The organism is Bacillus sp. FSL M8-0049 (assembly GCF_038593355.1).
GTDB classification, from domain to species: Bacteria; Bacillota; Bacilli; order Bacillales; family Bacillaceae; genus Bacillus; species Bacillus safensis.
Genome location: NZ_CP151986.1, coordinates 2,882,374 through 2,898,289 on the forward strand (window position 1 = coordinate 2,882,374; position 15,916 = coordinate 2,898,289).

Consider the following 15,916-nt stretch of genomic DNA (forward strand, 5'->3'; position numbering starts at 1 on the left):
GTCTCATTCAGGTTGAAAGCTTCAGTCAGCTCTCGGTTAACTAAATAAATCTAACTGCTTCGGAGACAGGTTTGAATAGGTGATATCCAGCAAATCAATCATCTGCTGGCCATTCGCCGCTGCATCTCCGCCAGAGTTATTATTAAACACGACATAGACATCTTTCGATTGCTGATGCAGGATGTCGAGATTCTTTTTCCACTCTTTTAATTCAGCTTCATTATATAAATATAAGTATCTTACTTCACGCCAATTCTCATGGTCTGCCGGGTGAAGCCAGCCCTGTTTATTCCTCCCGTGAAATCGGACCAAGGTTTTATCACGGTGTGTAGCTTGTATGACTGGCGGAATGGAGCCTTCTCCGACTTGCGGTTCATCACAGACGGAATGAATCCATCCTTCCTTTTCCATAAAAGACAAAGTCTGCTCATAAAATTCCTCTGAAAACCATGTACGGTTTCGGAATTCGAGTGCACATGGAATATCGCCCATCTTCTCCTTACACCATCTTAAATAGTGAACGTGCTCTTTTTTGCAATCAAACCAAGGTGGAAATTGAAAGAGCACCATGGCCAGTTTCCCTTCACGAATGAGCGGAGTCAGCGAAAGAATAAATGCATCAAACATGTCCTCCTTCGAAGCAAACGGAATCTCGCCCCTTTGATGTCCAGTCATTCCTTGGTATGCTTTCACAACAAATTGAAAGTCATCTGGCGTATCCTTTATCCACTTTTCATGATTACGCTCAGGCTGAACCGCATAAAAGCTGGCATCCAGTTCCACAATCGGAAACGTTGATGCGTAGTGAAACAGCTTTTGCGCGCTGCCGATTCTCGGCGGATAAAGACTGTCATGATCTCCCCAGCCAGTTAATCCGATATAAATCATGTTTCTCACCTCTTGCCACTCTCATGTATAGACGACTTCCTCACATCAAAGCCTTTATTCCTTGTGATACCCATATTTCTGAAAGAAATTCTTCTGTCTACAACATATCATATTTGCTCGTAATTCTGAATGAAGATGACTGGCGGCACGTGATTTTGTCCTGACGCTCTGTTTGTTTGTTATATGAATTGACAACTTTCTATCTAAAATGATTTTAGCTGATAACATAAAATGCATATCAGAGATGTTGACAGTGATTGTCCATTTTTTTATTCATCTTCACCAATAAAGGAGACCCAGTGGATATGAACATAGACGATAATCAGTTTGAAATTTTACAAAAATTGGACAAAAAGATTCACAAGCCCATCTATTTGTTTAACCAGCATGGACGTATTCTCTATACCTCGCACCCCATGATCACGAGCCTAGAATGGATGCACATTCTCCCCTTTTTCCAAAGCAGGACAACTCATTCTTTTTCAATGATACATGCAAAACAAACCTTTTCCATCTTTCCAATTGATCTAAACGAACAAACATGTGATTATCTGGTCATCCTCGCTTTCATTCACCCGCAGAATAAAACTTTGCATGGGATCATTGCAAAAGCAGTAAACGAAATGTCAATTGCACGTATGAGACAATATGCCGCCCTGCAAACGGCCAAGCGTGCCAGAAATGAGGGCTTTCGCAAATGGATAGAGAGGGCATCGTCTTCTCAGCAAGATCCCTTACATTTCGCTCAGGCATTTGGATTAAACGCCGAATGCCGCTATCTATGTATGATCTGTCAGCTTGACGAGCGCAGTGATACCACATGTTTTATGAAGCAGCAAATGGTTTTGGATCAAGTGGTTGATCTGCTCGAAAGTGCACTTCCAAGCTGCCCATTTCCTGCTTTTCTGTTTTTAAAAGGTGATATGGGTGTTGTATTGATGGAGGAGACTGGCAGTTGGCCGGAGGTTAGCGGCAGGCTCAGCTCTTTTTTTAAACAGTTGCAGATGCTTGTTAAACTGCAAGTGAATCATACTATTTCTTTTGGGGTGAGCTTGACAGGCTGCCTCATCTCCCATCTGTCTGAAGGCTACAATGAAGCATTAGAGGCTCTTCAAACAGGACATCTCTCATCGCGGACTGAATATATTCAATTTTATCAAGCGAAGGATGTGCCAGATTTACTAAGGCTCATTCCAAGAAAAGATATGATCACGTTTCACCAGCTGCACCTTCACCCGTTATCTGAACCATCACAAGTCGATCAAGCCCTTCTTCACACCTTATCTGTCTATTTAGAAACCCATTGCCACATTTCAGAAACAGCCAAACGATTGTCCATTCATCGCAACACGGTCATTTATCGCCTCGAGAAGTGTGAAGAATTGCTTCGAATCAGCTTAAAAGATTCTGACGCAACATTGCGGCTGCGCTTAGCATTCCGTATTCAAATGTTCCTCTCATCCCATCCTGATTGAATTTTTTCTTCTGAAACTTCATATAGTTTGGAGGAGAAAAATGAGACTCAAGGAGGGATGATAAATGGATGATGAGCTCCGTCACATCCCGCAGCCCATTCGAAAGGATGGCGCGGGTGCCACCGACTTAGGCCCGCGCGATGTCCTTCGAGATATAGAGAACCCAGATATGCTCGTTCCCCCTAAAACCGATGCCGGAACAATCCCCAATTTAAAATTTTCATTTTCTGATACACACATGCATTTGAATCACGGCGGCTGGTCGAGGGAAATTACAAAGCGGGAGCTGCCAGTTTCAACAACGATTGCAGGTGTCAACATGCGGCTCACACGCGGAGGTGTTCGTGAGCTTCATTGGCATAAGCAGGCGGAATGGGCGTATATGATTTTAGGCAAAGCCCGCATCACATCTGTAGATGCAGAAGGGCGAAATATGATCGCTGATATAGAAGAAGGTGATTTGTGGTATTTTCCACCTGGTATCCCGCACTCTATTCAAGGACTTGAGGATGGTTGTGAGTTCCTTCTTGTATTTGATGATGGCGATTTTTCTGAATTTGATACATTCACGATCACAGACTGGTTTGCCCATACACCGAAAGAGATTCTCTCCGCCAATTTTGGTGTTCCTAAGAAATTGTTTGACCATATTCCGAAAAAGCAGCGCTATATGTTTCAAGGCTCGCCGCCGTCATCCTTAGAAAGCCAAATGGTATCTGACCCATACGGCAGCATTAAGCCGCCATTTACGCACCAGCTTCTTCGTCAAAAACCGATAACGACCTCTGGCGGAACCGTCCGAATTGTCGATTCACGGAATTTCCCGATTTCAAAAACGATTGCAGCTGCACTTGTTGAAGTAAAACCTGGCGGCATGAGAGAAATGCACTGGCACCCTAATAATGATGAGTGGCAATACTATTTAACAGGTACAGCTAAAATGACGGCCTTTGGAGCAGGAGGTACTGCCCGCACCTTTAATTACAGAGCCGGTGATGTTGGATATGTTCCTTTTGGCATGGGGCATTACATCCAAAATATCGGCCAAACGAGCCTTTGGTTTTTAGAGATTTTTAAAAGTGACCGGTTTGCAGATATTTCGTTGAATCAGTGGATGGCCTTAACCCCGCCTCAATTAGTGAAGGAGCATTTACACGTAGATGAAGCGATGATTCGTGCGCTTCATAAAGAAAAATCACCTGTCGTGAAATATGAGAGATGATGCGATTTTGTTTATAAAAAAACCGATCATTTTTAGATGATCGGTTTTTAATCATGGTTAACCCTTATCGATACCACGCTTTTGCTAAATTGTTTTTAAAGTTACTATCTTTGAAAGGTACGTTTGCACTACCAAAGTCTGTTGTATTCAGTGCATGTCTTGCAGCCGGCGTTAGATCATCCCAGCCAATTAAAGGCTGCATTCCTTTTCCGCTCACATTGCCGCTTACATTCAACTCATGATTTAATGGCCAGTTGCTATCATAACCTACTAAAGGATTTGTCCCTAAAATACTTGCTGCACTCGGTGCTACTTTCTTATATTGTCCATGACCTGAGTAAGCAATCGATTGAACACGCGGATTGGCTACAGCTGGATTGTCAATCCAAACGACAATGGATTCCCAATCATGACGATGACCAAAGCCTGGTGAAGGATTATCTTTTGGGAAATACCAAGCATACATAATCGCCCAGCTGCCATTGTACCAATCTGAACGTGAATATACTTGACCGATATTACTGCTGCATCCACCATTATGTGAACCGCTCGTTTTTAACCCTCTGCTTGTGTTTCCAGCAGCATCTACAGCTGGGAATGGTACACATCCATGCCATACTTTCAAATAAGGCTGAAATTTTTTCGCCGCTTTTTGTGTAACAGTTGTTGGGTTGACTTCTCTAAAACCAACTACCTTGTCATGATCAATTTCTGCCGCATGAACTGCTGAAGGCACTGCTGTACTAAACATGGTGACGATAAAAAATATAATGGCAAAAATAAACTTCTTCATTTTCTACCCCCTTTTCTCTTGATTATCTCAGTTACCTCATGCTGTCGAGATTGATGTTACCATTGCGGAAAAAACCAATCAATCACTTTTTACACAAAATGTATAATTTAGTATTTTATTAATGGATTCCCTCTTAGAAATATTGATAAACTCTACTATTCATTTAGATAAAATATATACTATTTCTAATTGAAATTTTTCTAAATACATTTCATTCAATAAAAAAAGACTGTAGATCTACTACAATCTTCCTTGCGCTGCATGAGCATGCTGCACTTTTTTCCCCCACACGATGGATGCAGCGAAGCTTACGCAAAGCACCAGTGTTCCAAACATAAAAGGAAACTCAATATTCACATCAAATAATATACCCGCAAGACTCGGTCCGACGATATTGGCAAGGCTCATAAAGGATGTATTGAGACCGCCTGCTACTCCTTGCTGATTGCCTGCCATCTTGGACAGCAATGTATTGAGGGCTGGACGGACGAATGACGTAGCCGATAAAAATAAAATCGAACCTGTAAAAATCAACCAAAAGGACGGCGCAAAACGGCAGGCGATCAGCATGAAAGCCGCACCTAACAGCGCATAACGGACGACTCTCATCTCTCCAAATCGTTTCACACAGGCATTCACTAACGCCCCTTGAACAAGCACCCCGGCAAGACCTGCAACCGTAATCACAAACGCAATATCTTTAGGTGAAAATCCGTGTTTTTGGTCTACATATAAGCCGAAAATCGATTCAAAATGAATGATTCCGAAATTGAGGACAAAGGCCAATATAAACAAAAAGCCGTACGATGTCCTTAGAGCCTCAATCATTTGTACAAAAGGATTGAAATGAATATCCTTGTTGAGCCGCGCCTCTTCCTGTTTTTCCTTTGTTAATGTTTCAGGTAAGAAGAGGATGGATAACAAAGTAGAAAGAGCAGCAAAGGAACCGGCAATCAGAAAAGGAAAAGCGATCCCGTACTCAACCAAATAGCCGCCTACGCCCGGTCCAATGACAAAACCTAGTGTCATCGCTGCACTGAATAGACCCATTCCTTTCCCTCGGTCCTTTTCACTTGTGATATCAGCGATGTATGCAAACATGGCCGGCATAAGCAAAGCCCCGGCAGCACCGCCTAAAAACCGAGACACGAACAGCATCCAAAGCTGATCAGCAAAAGCAAAAATAAACTGAGCAATCGTAAAACCCGCAATCCCGGCAATGATCAATTTTCTTCGTCCAAATCGATCGGTCAGTGCCCCGGCAACCGGCGATAACGCAAATTGTGTAAAACCTGTTGCAGCGACAAGAAAACCGAGTGTTTTCCCTGTTGCACCAAAGGCTTCGATGTAACTCGGCATAACAGGTACAATGAGGCCAAAGCCAAGCATGGCAATAAAAATATTGAGCATCAAAATGTATAATCTGCCCATCTTCTTCATATAAAAACCTCTTTCTGCAAAATAAATGAAAATGATGACAAAAATGGTGAGAACTTCTCCAGTATAGCGATAACCTCATCTATAAGTCTAGTTTTTCAAAAATTAGCGTTCTTTTCCAAAATAAAAATACCCGCCAATGGCGGGTATTTTAGATATCGTTATTCAGCTTGTTCATAGATAGAAAGAGCCGCCTGAAGCCCTGCTCCGCAATGGATAGACGCACCATGTTTGATGAGGATCGCTTCAAGCCCTGCTAACACAAACAGCACATTTTCCTTTCGGCAGCTGTAGCCCATTGTCCCAATTCTCCATATACGGCCGGCAAGTGGTCCAAAGGAGCTTGCAATCTCAACCCCAAAATGATGGAGCAGGTCGGCACGGACCGCTTCTCCGTCAATACCACTTGGAATGACAATACAAGTCACAACCGGCATTTTACAATCTGGATCACCAAACAATTCAAGCCCCATTGCTTCAAGACCTTTCATCAAGGCTTTCTCATGAAATGCGTGCCTTTGAAAACGTTCAGACAGCCCTTCTTCCAGCACAAGACGAACCCCTTCTCGCAGTGCATAGAGCATCGTTGTCGCTTCTGTATGATGATTTAATCGTCTTGGGCTCCAATAATCCTGAAGCTGGCTTAAATCAAAATAATTGCTTTTGATTGGAGAAATGTCCATTTGTTTTTGTAATTCATCCTGTGTCGCAATGCCTTTTTCTACTTTCTTTCTCGATTCAATGACAGCTGCGACCCGGTCATTATACGTAATAGGTGACATACCTGATGGAACAGATAAACATTTCTGCGTGCCGCCAATCGCCGCATCTATTTTCCATTCGTCCACTTTTACCTCGACACCGCCAATGGTTGCCACAGCGTCTACAATAAACAGCGCACCAAGAGCCCGGCATGCTTGCCCGATTTGCTTGAGCGGCTGTAATCGTCCGGTGGATGTTTCCCCATGAACCATGGCAACGATTTTAGGCTTGAGCTGCTTTATTTCTTTGATGATGTCGTCAGGATCAAAAACCGTCCCCCATGCACATTCCATTGTATGTACCTCAGCACCGTAGCGCTGTCCTATTTCAATGAGCAGGTGACCGAAACGGCCAAAGACAGGCACAAGCATTGAATCTCCCGGCTCAATCACACTGGCGAGCACAGCTTCAAGCCCTGAACGTGACGTACCGTCGATTGGATAAGCCCATTTGTTTTCTGTTTGAAAAAGTGACCGCAATAAGGTCATTGTTTCATTCATAATGTGTGTAAATGCTGGATCAAATTGACCGAGAATAGGCGTGCTCATTACACGGAGTACTCTCGGGTCTACTTCTACGGGTCCCGGTGTCATAATCGTTCTTGAAGGTGTTTGCAGTTCTTTCACGTGATCCATCCTCTCCCTTGCTGTCCATCCTTATAAGCCCACTTATACAGGAATGCGCTTAAAATAGCAATCTCTTTTCCTACGAACTTATTACATAAAATTTACGAGTAATCCATTTATTTCTTCATGGCAATATGATAGAAATAAAGAGAATACATTCCCTATCAAGGAGGAAATCGAATGAAAAGAACTTTATTTGGAACTGTGGCCGCCGGAATCATGATATTCGGCACATTCGCCGCCCCGCTGCCTCCAGCTGCAAATGCTCAAGGTTTCAATCTGAGTGAACCTAGTCAAACGATCACCTTTTCCCCGTTACAGCTTCAAAACGAAACATCTGCACAACAAACGCAAACTGCCGCCACAAGTCAAATCGATTCCTATTACCAATCTGCTGCTGGCAAGTCAGGACCCGCTCTTAAGAAAGCCTTACACGATATCATTGATGATCATACGCAGCTCTCCTACAGCCAGGTTTGGAATGCATTAAAGGAAACAGATGAAGACCCCAATAACCCAAACAATGTGCTGCTGCTTTATAGTGGTGCCTCCCGCTCAAAGCAGTCGAATGGCGGAAATGTGGGCCAGTGGAACCGGGAGCATGTCTGGGCAAAGTCTCACGGCAATTTCGGGACAAGCCAAGGGCCTGGGACAGATCTCCATCACCTTCGTGCGACAGATGTGCAAACGAACAGCACACGCGGAAATTTAGATTTTGACACGGGTGGTAATGAATACAAAGGAGCGCCGGGCAACTTCTACGACAGCGACTCATTCGAACCTCACAACCGGGTCAAAGGAGATGTCGCGAGAATGCTCTTTTATATGGCGGTTCGCTACGAAGGCGATGACCGCTTTCCAGATTTAGAATTGAACGACAAAGTGAATAATGGAAGCTCTCCCCTTCACGGCAAAATGTCTGTACTTCTCAAATGGCACAAGCAGGACCCAGTCGATCAAATCGAACGGAACCGCAATGAGATCATCTATCAAACGTATCAGCACAACCGCAATCCTTTTATTGATCATCCTGAATGGGCAAGCGAGATTTGGGAATAAAAAAAGGGCACTGCTACGAGCAAGCAGTGCCTTTCTTTTGTTCAAGCGGACAAACAAGACAATAATCGAGACTCTCCGATTTTTTCTCAAGCTTATAATACATACAGCAGGTTTTCCGGTTGGATGTTTCTAGTAAACTGTCGTCTAGGTTTAGGCTGTGCTGAAATGGATTTTGCTGAGCTCCGAATACATCACCAGCCGTTTGCTTCAGATACAGATAATCCTCCCGCACACGCTGCTTCACCGCAGGTTCTTCCGCTTCCCGCATCATGCTTCGATAAAGAGAGTTGATTCGAACCGCTACATTTTCCCATAAAATACGATAAGAGAGTTTTGATGTGCGGTTCAGCACGTCTAAAAGAGGCGTGACACACTCCGTAAACAGTGCACGCACGACCTTCTCTCTCCACTCATGCCGGTCTCCTTCTAGTGGAACAAACGAAGACGCCGTCTCATCCAATTCAATTTTCCGATCCTCTCTAAATGCACATGCTGCTGGTGGAAACTGATAGACACCGTCATACATCGTCATCAAGTATAAAGAGGAACTGACGGCTAAGTAGGCGTACCGCTTTGAAAACATAGAAGCTGCTACCGCCAGATTCGGTGCATGCATCGCTTCCTTTTCAGCTTCTAATAAACGCATGACGGCTGATTCTGAAAAAAGCGCAGCAAGTGTGCGATCAGATGTCATTGGTCCATTTGTGATGTGTACCCCAAAATCAAGTAATTCTCTCTCAACCCACTCTGGCCTCATATCAAAACCCCCCTCTTCTGTTTATCGATTTCGCTGTTGATATAACAAATAAATAAAGAATGGTGCACCAATGGCCGCCGTAAATACACCTGCTGGGACGTCTAACGGTAGAAATGCGGTTCTAGCCACTAGATCAGCCAGCATCACGAGAATACTTCCAACAAGCGCAGATGCTGGGACAAGTGCTATGAAAGAACGGCCAATGATCATCCGTGCAACGTGCGGCGCCATGAGTCCAACAAATTCAATGCCGCCTGCAAATGCGACTGCAACACCAGCCAATGTCACACTCATCAGGAGAAAGAATAATCGTTTCGCCTGCACTTTTACCCCGAGACCTGTTGCAAGATCATCGCCAAGTTCTTTTACATTCATCGTTCTTGCTAACACCATGACAATCGGTAAAATGATCATCACCCAAGGAAGCATCGCAGTGACGTCTTTCATCGTAGAACCATATAAGCTGCCCGTCAGCCAGATGTATGACTTTGTCGTTGTCATCGTATCACTAAGTACAAGCGTAAACGTCACACAAGCCTTCATAATGGCAGAAATCCCAATTCCCATTAGGACAAGTGTGATCGGCTTGACCCCTTTTTTCCATGAAAGCAAATAGATCAGACACGATACCGCAAAAGCACCCGCAATCGCCCATAAGGATTGATAAGCAATAGGCACAGTGCCCATCCAAAAGACGATGAACATAATCGCACCAAACGAAGCACCACTTGTAATTCCAATGATATCAGGTGATGCCAGCGGGTTGCGGATCAATCCTTGCAAAATAAGCCCTGATACCGCAAGCGCGGCTCCGACTAAGACAGCCAGTAGCGTTCGTGGAATCCTCAGCGTATTTAACACAAAGGAGTTTCCCTCTCCCTGACCGATTAAATGAAGCAGCACATCGACCGGCTGAATGAACCGGCTTCCCATACTGAGACTGAGAATAAATAAACAAAAGGCAATGGCCGTCAATAAAAGTAAAATCAAAAATGTCCGCTTTGAAAATTGAAATGAAATGCGCCCGCCTTTAGAACGCACTGTATATGTTTTAGCCACCTGTCTTCAACCCCTTGCGCACGAGATAAACAAATAGAGGCGCTCCTGCTACCGCCGTCATGACACCAATCGGCACTTCCTGCGGCATGATCAGAAAACGAGCCGCCAGATCCGCGGCAAGTAAAAGCGACGCCCCCACTACGGCACAATACGGCAGTACCCAGCGGTGGTCAGGCCCGACAAGCTTTTTCACAATATGCGGCACAAGAAAACCAACAAAACCAATTGAACCAGCAACAGCGACGGAACCACCTGCTAAAAAGACAACGAGTACACCCATCGTTATTTTCAGCAGCAGTGTACGCTGGCCAAGTCCTTTGGCAATATCGTCTCCCGACAAAAGAACATTAATAGAACGTCCCAGAAGCAGCGCCACAATAGTCGCACCTAAAATATAAGGCAAAACAGGGATTAACATATCAATGCTTCTTCCAGACACTGAACCAGCCATCCAGAACAGAATACTTTGAATCGACTGTTCATTCACGATTAAAAGACCTTGTGTAAAAGACGCAAACAGTGCAGATATCGCCGCACCTGCAAGGACAATTTTGACCGGCGTCAATCCATCTCTTCCAATGGAGCCCAATAGAAAAACGAGCATCCCAGCAATCGCTGCGCCTAGAAAGGCTGTCCACATATAGCCTGTTAACGACTCTGTTGAAAAGAAAACAATCGAAATCACGATAAAAAATAGCCCGCCTGCATTAATTCCTAATAAATCAGGCGCCGCAAGCGGATTTCTTGTCAATGCCTGCATGAGTGCACCTGAAATCGCCAGGCTAGATCCAACGACCGTTGCGATTAAAGCTCTTGATAATCTGGATGTCATGACAATGACACTGTTTGGATCCGATTCATCAAATTGAAGAAAAGCATTGATGGTGGCTTTGAGGGAAATAGAGGTTTGCCCAAGGGAAATACTGAGCATAAAAAAGACCAACATCAACACAATGAATCCAGCAAAAAGCAGTGCCTTGCTTGAATCCTTTTTTAATAAACTTCTCATCTGATTCCCGCTTTCAATCTGTTATGGAAAAAAGGAGAAAATGGTATGTTCACATTTTCTCCTCTGTTATGTCTTATTTATCAATTCCTAGACGATCGTAAATATCATCAAGCATCATGTTTGCTGCGATAATACCGCCGCCCATGTTCCAAGTGATTTCATCTACTTTATGCACTTGTTTCGCTTTCACTGCGTCAAGCTGCTTCCATAAAGGATGACTCGTCCACTCTTTATATGCTTTTTCAACTGCTTTATCCTGATCATCCATAAAGTAATAGATCACATCTGCATCCATTTGTGGAATGCTCTCTTTGTCTGTAAGTGTAATGATGTCTTGCTTTTTATCTTTGACATTCTTAGGTCCTTCAAAGCCTAGCTCTGTTAAAATGGACCCTGCGAAACCAGTTTGATAGATTCTAGCATGATCTGCACGGAAGTTCACCACAGATACACTCATCGGCCAGTTTTTGATGTCTTTTTTCGCTTTTTCTTTGAAATCAGCGACGCGGTCATCCCACTTCGTCAGCAATTCTTTTGATTTGTCTTGCTTGTTTAATGCTTCACCCATTAATTTCACTGTGTCTTTAAAGGTGAACACTGTTTCTGTTGCAACAGTTGGAGCGATTTCTTTCAGCTGATCAAAAATTTGCTCGTGGCGGATTTTCGATGCAATGATCAAATCAGGCTTGAGCTTTTCAATTTCCTCTAAGTTTGGCTGTGTTTCCTGCCCAACAATTTTAACATCCTTTAAGTCATCTCTTAAATATTTATACGTAGGTGCTTCAAGCCATGATTCAACAACACCTACTGGTTTAATGCCCATAGCGACTGCTGCATCCGTTGCTCCTTGGTACAGTGTCACCACACGTTTAGGCGATCCTTTAATTTCAGTTGAACCGATAGCGCTTTCAACGGTTCTTGTTTTCTCTTTACTATCTGACTTGCCGTTACTGCTATTGCTGCCGCAAGCTGCAAGTAAAACGATGGAGAGCACAACTAAAAGCGACCAAAAAGATTTCTTGAACATGTACCTCACCTATCCATTCTATATGTAGTCATATCGTTTGATAACGATTCTCATTATCACACTATGATTTTATCATAGAAAAGGATGGTGTCAATGTAAATTTTTAAGAAAACGGGAGAGTGTTGACTAGTTGTTCATGCTAAATAGAACGATTCCACACTTGGATAGTTCCTCCAATCTGTTTTCCCACTTCTAGTAGAATCGACAAATGAGTGTGTCCATCCAGCACTTGATAGACTGATTGTTGTTGGATCGATTCATTTGGCAGCTCATGATAGGCAGGAAATTTTTCTATATCAAACAGTTCATCCTCGCTGCCTACTAACATCGCATATGGCCGATCCATTCTCGCAAATTGTTTTTTAGGTGCTGATGGGGTTAAGGCAAGTGATAGTTTGACGGTGATGGCTGTCAATAAAAGCGGATCCTGCTCGACTGCCCATTTTGGATAATGAAAACGTACGGCTTCAGAATGACTCATCAACATTCCTTTTGTCATGGCAGACAGAACGAATTTCCATACTTGAACGGCCGCAAAAGGAATTTGATCTGGCCTCGCAGTATCTGATTGATAGCCAAATTCAGGTGCAATAAAAAAGTAGCCATCAACCTCTCTTTTTTCTTGCCAAGATAGATAGTTTAACAGCAATCCCGCTCCAGATGAATGACCGCAAAGATAAACGGCTCCTTTATGCTTCTGTTTAACCGCATCCACGATCTGCGAAATATCCTGCCACACATCCGTGATATTAGGTGTATCACCCTTTTTTCCATCCGAATGGCCGTGACCTCTTAGATCGAGCAAAAACGTATTCACATGAAATTCATGCTGCAGCGTATGGGCGATATGCTCATAACCAGCCAAACTATGAGCACCACCGCCATGAATTAAGATCACATTGGCCTGCGTCTTCTTTTCTGATAAAAATGGATAATACGCAAGGCTTGTACCATCATGTGATGAAATGTATTGTCTTTCTGGAATATGTACAGGGACTGCCTGCTGCATACTTGCAAACGAGAATGGTTCGGTCTTGATGTCTGTCAATTTTTTCGCTCCTTCAAACAGAAACAAGAATGGGCCAGCCGCGCTAGTCATCCTCATTTCTATTTCTTATTCATTGCACTCTTTCAAAGGAAAGGTATTACTTTCAATAATCGCGACAATTTGGTTTAACGCTTTTTTTGCTTCTGGTATAGGGAAGACAGGAAACACGTGATTCATTTTAGGATATTCTATATAGTTTATTGGAACCCCCTGCTTATCTGCCATCTCTTTGAATTTACGGGCATCTGGGAGGAAGAATTCGTGAGTGCCTATAAAAACAGAAATTCGTCCCAGTGACTTGATCTCTCCATAGATTGGACTGACTAAGTAGTGTGTTTCATCCATGTCACCCGCATATCTTTTTCCTGCTTCAATTAATAATGCTAGATTGAGCATTGGTTCTTTTGGAACCATAGCAGCGATATCAGGGTTGCTTAATGTAACATCTAGCCATGGTGATAAAAGAATGATATTCCCTGGCTGCGGCAATCCCTTTTTTGCCAAGTATTGAGCAAAGGCTAACGATAAACCTCCGCCAGCAGAATCACCCATGATGACGATATTTTCAGGCGTTCCTTTCTCTAAAAGAGCTTGGTACACAGGAAGGACACTTTCGATCGCATCCATATACTGATGGTTTGGTGCTTTTGGATAAACCGGCACATACACCGTACTATTTAATTGCTTCGTCAATCGGTCTAAAAAACGCCAATGCCAAGTCAAAGGCTGTTCAATATAGCCGCCACCGTGTATAAACAACACTTGATGGTCATCCGGCTGGACATTTGATTTCAGCATATACGTATCGACTGGAAACGAGTGATTTTGAGTGATATTGTACTTATTCTTAAGTTTTTCAGGCAATTCATAAGGTAATTGATTTGCCCTTCTTCGTTCTTCTAGATAATCATTTACGTTGAGTTTCTTTTTCGTCAAAATAAGCAGCTGTTCTACTAAAAAACTTTGAATACTTCGCATATGATCGACCCCTGTTCATAGAATCATGATGATCGATGCCGATGGAAAGATAAGGCTTCTAAAGCATACCGTATGAAGACGTACATCAGGAAAAACCTTTTATCCAGCTGATCACTCACCACAACAAACACTTATTCATTAATGAACAACTGTTATTTATTGTTACTCATATTCTACTTTTTAGACGCATGACAATCAATTGTCAATCTGACCCTAACCGTTCATTAATAGACAGATAACGACTGAGTGTTCATCTCGTCAATGTCCAGACATGAAAAAAGACGAACTGGACAAGTTCGTCTTCTTAATTGAGTACGATTAAGGCTGCAAGCTTAGGATTTTTTGAATCGTATGCATGACCCCGCTCTCTTCATTTGAAAGCGTAATAAAATGAGCAGCATCTTTTACCTCTTGGATGGCATTTCTTACAGCAAAACTGTATTGAGCGGATTCCATCAGTTCTAGATCATTACGACCATCACCGAATGCCATCGTTTCCTCTTCTGTCACACCCAATATGTGCTGAAGCTGTTTCACGGTGGTTCCTTTGTGAACGCCAATATTGGCAATGTCGATCCACGTATCCTCTGAAGCAACAACATATACTTGTTCAAAGAATTCACTTATTCTCTCCCTTGTCTGTACGCATTTTGCCTCAGGATCATGAACGGTAATTTTCACAAAGTCATCTTGTATGTCTGCAAAGTTTGATACCTTGAGTACATTTGTATAAGAGCCCGTCACAAATCTCATTTCACTCTCAGATAAATGCTCATTGACCACTGCACCATCTTTCGTACATGCAATGATCGTCTGCTCTTTGCTTATCTCCTCCAGCTTATGGATGATTGATAAACCTAGATCATTTTTTATTAATGATTCATAAACAAATTGCCCATCCTTTTTAATTCGCGTTGCACTATCCCCTAAAATCCAAAAATCCTTTGCATCATCACCAAACAATGCCTCTACACGTTCACACTGCTTACCCGTACAAGGAGCGAACGCCACATTTTTCTCTTCCATTAATGCTTTTATTTTCTGAAATAAAGCTTGATCAAATAATCCTTGGCGGTTTAAAAAGGTGCCGTCTAAATCCGTAATAATTAATTTAATCATGTTCTTCCTCCAATTCCTTAGCTGAACAAACACTATACGATGAAAATTGTATATGTGTACGTGTCAGTAAGTAAATAAGCCAGGAACATGTTGTTTGTCATCACACATAAAGGCACTTGTTACATGTACGTCACACGGTGTTTCATGAATCATTCTATACAAAAAAGACGAACGGTCATCGTTCGTCTTCTTTCCTTAATTCACTTCCTCATGCTCTTGAGCAGCATTTCTTTTGCTCGCGATAAAGAGTGCACAGGTCATGGCAAGAATGGCCAGCGCCCACCAGAACGTCGATACTGCCTCTTCATGATCAATGATAATCAAACGGATGACAGCTGTAATCCCTATATAAATAAAATAACGAAGCGGAAAATGAAAGTTAGATTTAAAGTATTTAATAATTAAGGCAATAAACTCAAAGTACATAAAGAAGATCAGCAGTTCCCCAAGCATTCCATAATAGCTTTCTCCTTTGTTGAACAGTGTCTTATAAACAAATTGGACAATGTACCATGTTTCACTGATTAAGAGAACGCTTAAGGCGATGGCCAAAAAGAACAAACAGATATTGAGAAGGCCTTGCAAGAGATCAGGTATCTTTTGGAAATTGTTGAATCGTTTCATTGGGCTGTCTCTCCATTCCAGTATATTCATTTG

General features: G+C 42.8%; 15 protein-coding genes. 3 read left to right on the forward strand and 12 right to left on the reverse strand.

Annotated features, from left to right (window positions below; translation table 11 throughout):
* Positions 1-36: 36 nt before the first annotated feature.
* Positions 37-888 (reverse strand): DUF72 domain-containing protein, encoded by an 852-nt coding sequence (locus NSU13_RS14985; RefSeq protein WP_034282640.1) that lies wholly within the window; start codon positions 886-888, stop codon positions 37-39.
* A 305-nt stretch (positions 889-1,193) separates the two neighbouring features.
* Between NSU13_RS14985 and NSU13_RS14990 the strand changes: the two genes are divergently transcribed.
* Together NSU13_RS14990 and NSU13_RS14995 are read left to right on the forward strand one after the other, a co-directional pair.
* Positions 1,194-2,363 carry a helix-turn-helix domain-containing protein gene (locus NSU13_RS14990; RefSeq protein WP_342489597.1) on the forward strand — a complete coding sequence of 390 codons (1,170 nt, stop codon included), beginning with the start codon at positions 1,194-1,196 and terminating at the stop codon, positions 2,361-2,363.
* Positions 2,364-2,427: 64 nt separating this feature from the next.
* On the forward strand, positions 2,428-3,585 hold the full coding sequence (locus NSU13_RS14995) for an oxalate decarboxylase family bicupin (protein ID WP_101676450.1): 1,158 nt from the start codon (positions 2,428-2,430) through the stop codon (positions 3,583-3,585).
* 64 nt (positions 3,586-3,649) lie between these two features.
* Here the strand turns inward: NSU13_RS14995 and NSU13_RS15000 are convergent, their stop codons facing one another.
* The 3 genes from NSU13_RS15000 to NSU13_RS15010 all read right to left on the reverse strand — a co-directional run bounded on the left by NSU13_RS15000 (position 3,650) and on the right by NSU13_RS15010 (position 7,212).
* Positions 3,650-4,378, reverse strand: a complete 729-nt coding sequence (locus tag NSU13_RS15000) for an NPP1 family protein (RefSeq protein WP_041115772.1) — start codon at positions 4,376-4,378, stop codon at positions 3,650-3,652.
* Between the two features lie 240 nt (positions 4,379-4,618).
* Complete coding sequence (locus NSU13_RS15005) at positions 4,619-5,818, reverse strand: MFS transporter (protein WP_056765862.1); 1,200 nt, start codon at positions 5,816-5,818, stop codon at positions 4,619-4,621.
* A 158-nt stretch (positions 5,819-5,976) separates the two neighbouring features.
* Complete coding sequence (locus tag NSU13_RS15010; protein ID WP_101676451.1) at positions 5,977-7,212, reverse strand: alanine--glyoxylate aminotransferase family protein; 1,236 nt, start codon at positions 7,210-7,212, stop codon at positions 5,977-5,979.
* A 171-nt stretch (positions 7,213-7,383) separates the two neighbouring features.
* On the opposite strand from NSU13_RS15010, the gene NSU13_RS15015 reads away from it, so the two are divergent.
* Positions 7,384-8,262 carry an endonuclease gene (locus NSU13_RS15015; RefSeq protein ID WP_268455999.1) on the forward strand — a complete coding sequence of 293 codons (879 nt, stop codon included), beginning with the start codon at positions 7,384-7,386 and terminating at the stop codon, positions 8,260-8,262.
* 13 nt (positions 8,263-8,275) lie between these two features.
* On the opposite strand, the gene NSU13_RS15020 is transcribed toward NSU13_RS15015, so the two are convergent.
* From NSU13_RS15020 to psiE, 8 genes are all read right to left on the reverse strand, one after another.
* The gene (locus tag NSU13_RS15020; RefSeq protein WP_065215203.1) at positions 8,276-9,019 is read right to left on the reverse strand and encodes an IucA/IucC family C-terminal-domain containing protein; all 744 of its coding nucleotides are present in this window, start codon (positions 9,017-9,019) and stop codon (positions 8,276-8,278) included.
* 21 nt (positions 9,020-9,040) lie between these two features.
* Positions 9,041-10,078 carry an iron ABC transporter permease gene (locus tag NSU13_RS15025; RefSeq protein WP_034282658.1) on the reverse strand — a complete coding sequence of 346 codons (1,038 nt, stop codon included), beginning with the start codon at positions 10,076-10,078 and terminating at the stop codon, positions 9,041-9,043.
* Positions 10,071-11,087, reverse strand: coding sequence for an iron ABC transporter permease (locus NSU13_RS15030; RefSeq protein WP_342489598.1), 1,017 nt, complete (start codon positions 11,085-11,087; stop codon positions 10,071-10,073). The genes NSU13_RS15025 and NSU13_RS15030 overlap by 8 nt, the downstream gene beginning before the upstream one ends.
* A gap of 73 nt (positions 11,088-11,160) precedes the next feature.
* The gene (locus NSU13_RS15035) at positions 11,161-12,114 is read right to left on the reverse strand and encodes an iron-siderophore ABC transporter substrate-binding protein (protein WP_041115763.1); all 954 of its coding nucleotides are present in this window, start codon (positions 12,112-12,114) and stop codon (positions 11,161-11,163) included.
* 139 nt (positions 12,115-12,253) lie between these two features.
* A complete protein-coding gene (locus tag NSU13_RS15040; RefSeq protein WP_257994909.1) occupies positions 12,254-13,162 on the reverse strand; it encodes an alpha/beta hydrolase in 909 nt (302 codons plus the stop codon).
* Positions 13,163-13,228: 66 nt separating this feature from the next.
* The gene (locus NSU13_RS15045; protein ID WP_327825497.1) at positions 13,229-14,140 is read right to left on the reverse strand and encodes an alpha/beta hydrolase; all 912 of its coding nucleotides are present in this window, start codon (positions 14,138-14,140) and stop codon (positions 13,229-13,231) included.
* 318 nt (positions 14,141-14,458) lie between these two features.
* Positions 14,459-15,259, reverse strand: a complete 801-nt coding sequence (locus NSU13_RS15050) for an HAD family hydrolase (RefSeq protein ID WP_342489599.1) — start codon at positions 15,257-15,259, stop codon at positions 14,459-14,461.
* Between the two features lie 195 nt (positions 15,260-15,454).
* Positions 15,455-15,883 carry a phosphate-starvation-inducible protein PsiE gene (psiE, locus tag NSU13_RS15055; RefSeq protein ID WP_342489600.1) on the reverse strand — a complete coding sequence of 143 codons (429 nt, stop codon included), beginning with the start codon at positions 15,881-15,883 and terminating at the stop codon, positions 15,455-15,457.
* Positions 15,884-15,916 lie beyond the last annotated feature (33 nt).

What these genes read in the sequence shown, in the direction of transcription:
- NSU13_RS14985 (WP_034282640.1), bottom strand. Translation starts at nt 888, where the DNA reads ATGATTTATATCGGATTAACTGGCTGGGGAGATCATGACAGTCTTTAT.
- NSU13_RS14990 (WP_342489597.1), top strand. Translation starts at nt 1,194, where the DNA reads ATGAACATAGACGATAATCAGTTTGAAATTTTACAAAAATTGGACAAA.
- NSU13_RS14995 (WP_101676450.1), top strand. Translation starts at nt 2,428, where the DNA reads ATGGATGATGAGCTCCGTCACATCCCGCAGCCCATTCGAAAGGATGGC.
- NSU13_RS15000 (WP_041115772.1), bottom strand. Translation starts at nt 4,378, where the DNA reads ATGAAGAAGTTTATTTTTGCCATTATATTTTTTATCGTCACCATGTTT.
- NSU13_RS15005 (WP_056765862.1), bottom strand. Translation starts at nt 5,818, where the DNA reads ATGAAGAAGATGGGCAGATTATACATTTTGATGCTCAATATTTTTATT.
- NSU13_RS15010 (WP_101676451.1), bottom strand. Translation starts at nt 7,212, where the DNA reads ATGGATCACGTGAAAGAACTGCAAACACCTTCAAGAACGATTATGACA.
- NSU13_RS15015 (WP_268455999.1), top strand. Translation starts at nt 7,384, where the DNA reads ATGAAAAGAACTTTATTTGGAACTGTGGCCGCCGGAATCATGATATTC.
- NSU13_RS15020 (WP_065215203.1), bottom strand. Translation starts at nt 9,019, where the DNA reads ATGAGGCCAGAGTGGGTTGAGAGAGAATTACTTGATTTTGGGGTACAC.
- NSU13_RS15030 (WP_342489598.1), bottom strand. Translation starts at nt 11,087, where the DNA reads ATGAGAAGTTTATTAAAAAAGGATTCAAGCAAGGCACTGCTTTTTGCT.
- NSU13_RS15035 (WP_041115763.1), bottom strand. Translation starts at nt 12,114, where the DNA reads ATGTTCAAGAAATCTTTTTGGTCGCTTTTAGTTGTGCTCTCCATCGTT.
- NSU13_RS15045 (WP_327825497.1), bottom strand. Translation starts at nt 14,140, where the DNA reads ATGCGAAGTATTCAAAGTTTTTTAGTAGAACAGCTGCTTATTTTGACG.
- NSU13_RS15050 (WP_342489599.1), bottom strand. Translation starts at nt 15,259, where the DNA reads ATGATTAAATTAATTATTACGGATTTAGACGGCACCTTTTTAAACCGC.
- psiE (WP_342489600.1), bottom strand. Translation starts at nt 15,883, where the DNA reads ATGAAACGATTCAACAATTTCCAAAAGATACCTGATCTCTTGCAAGGC.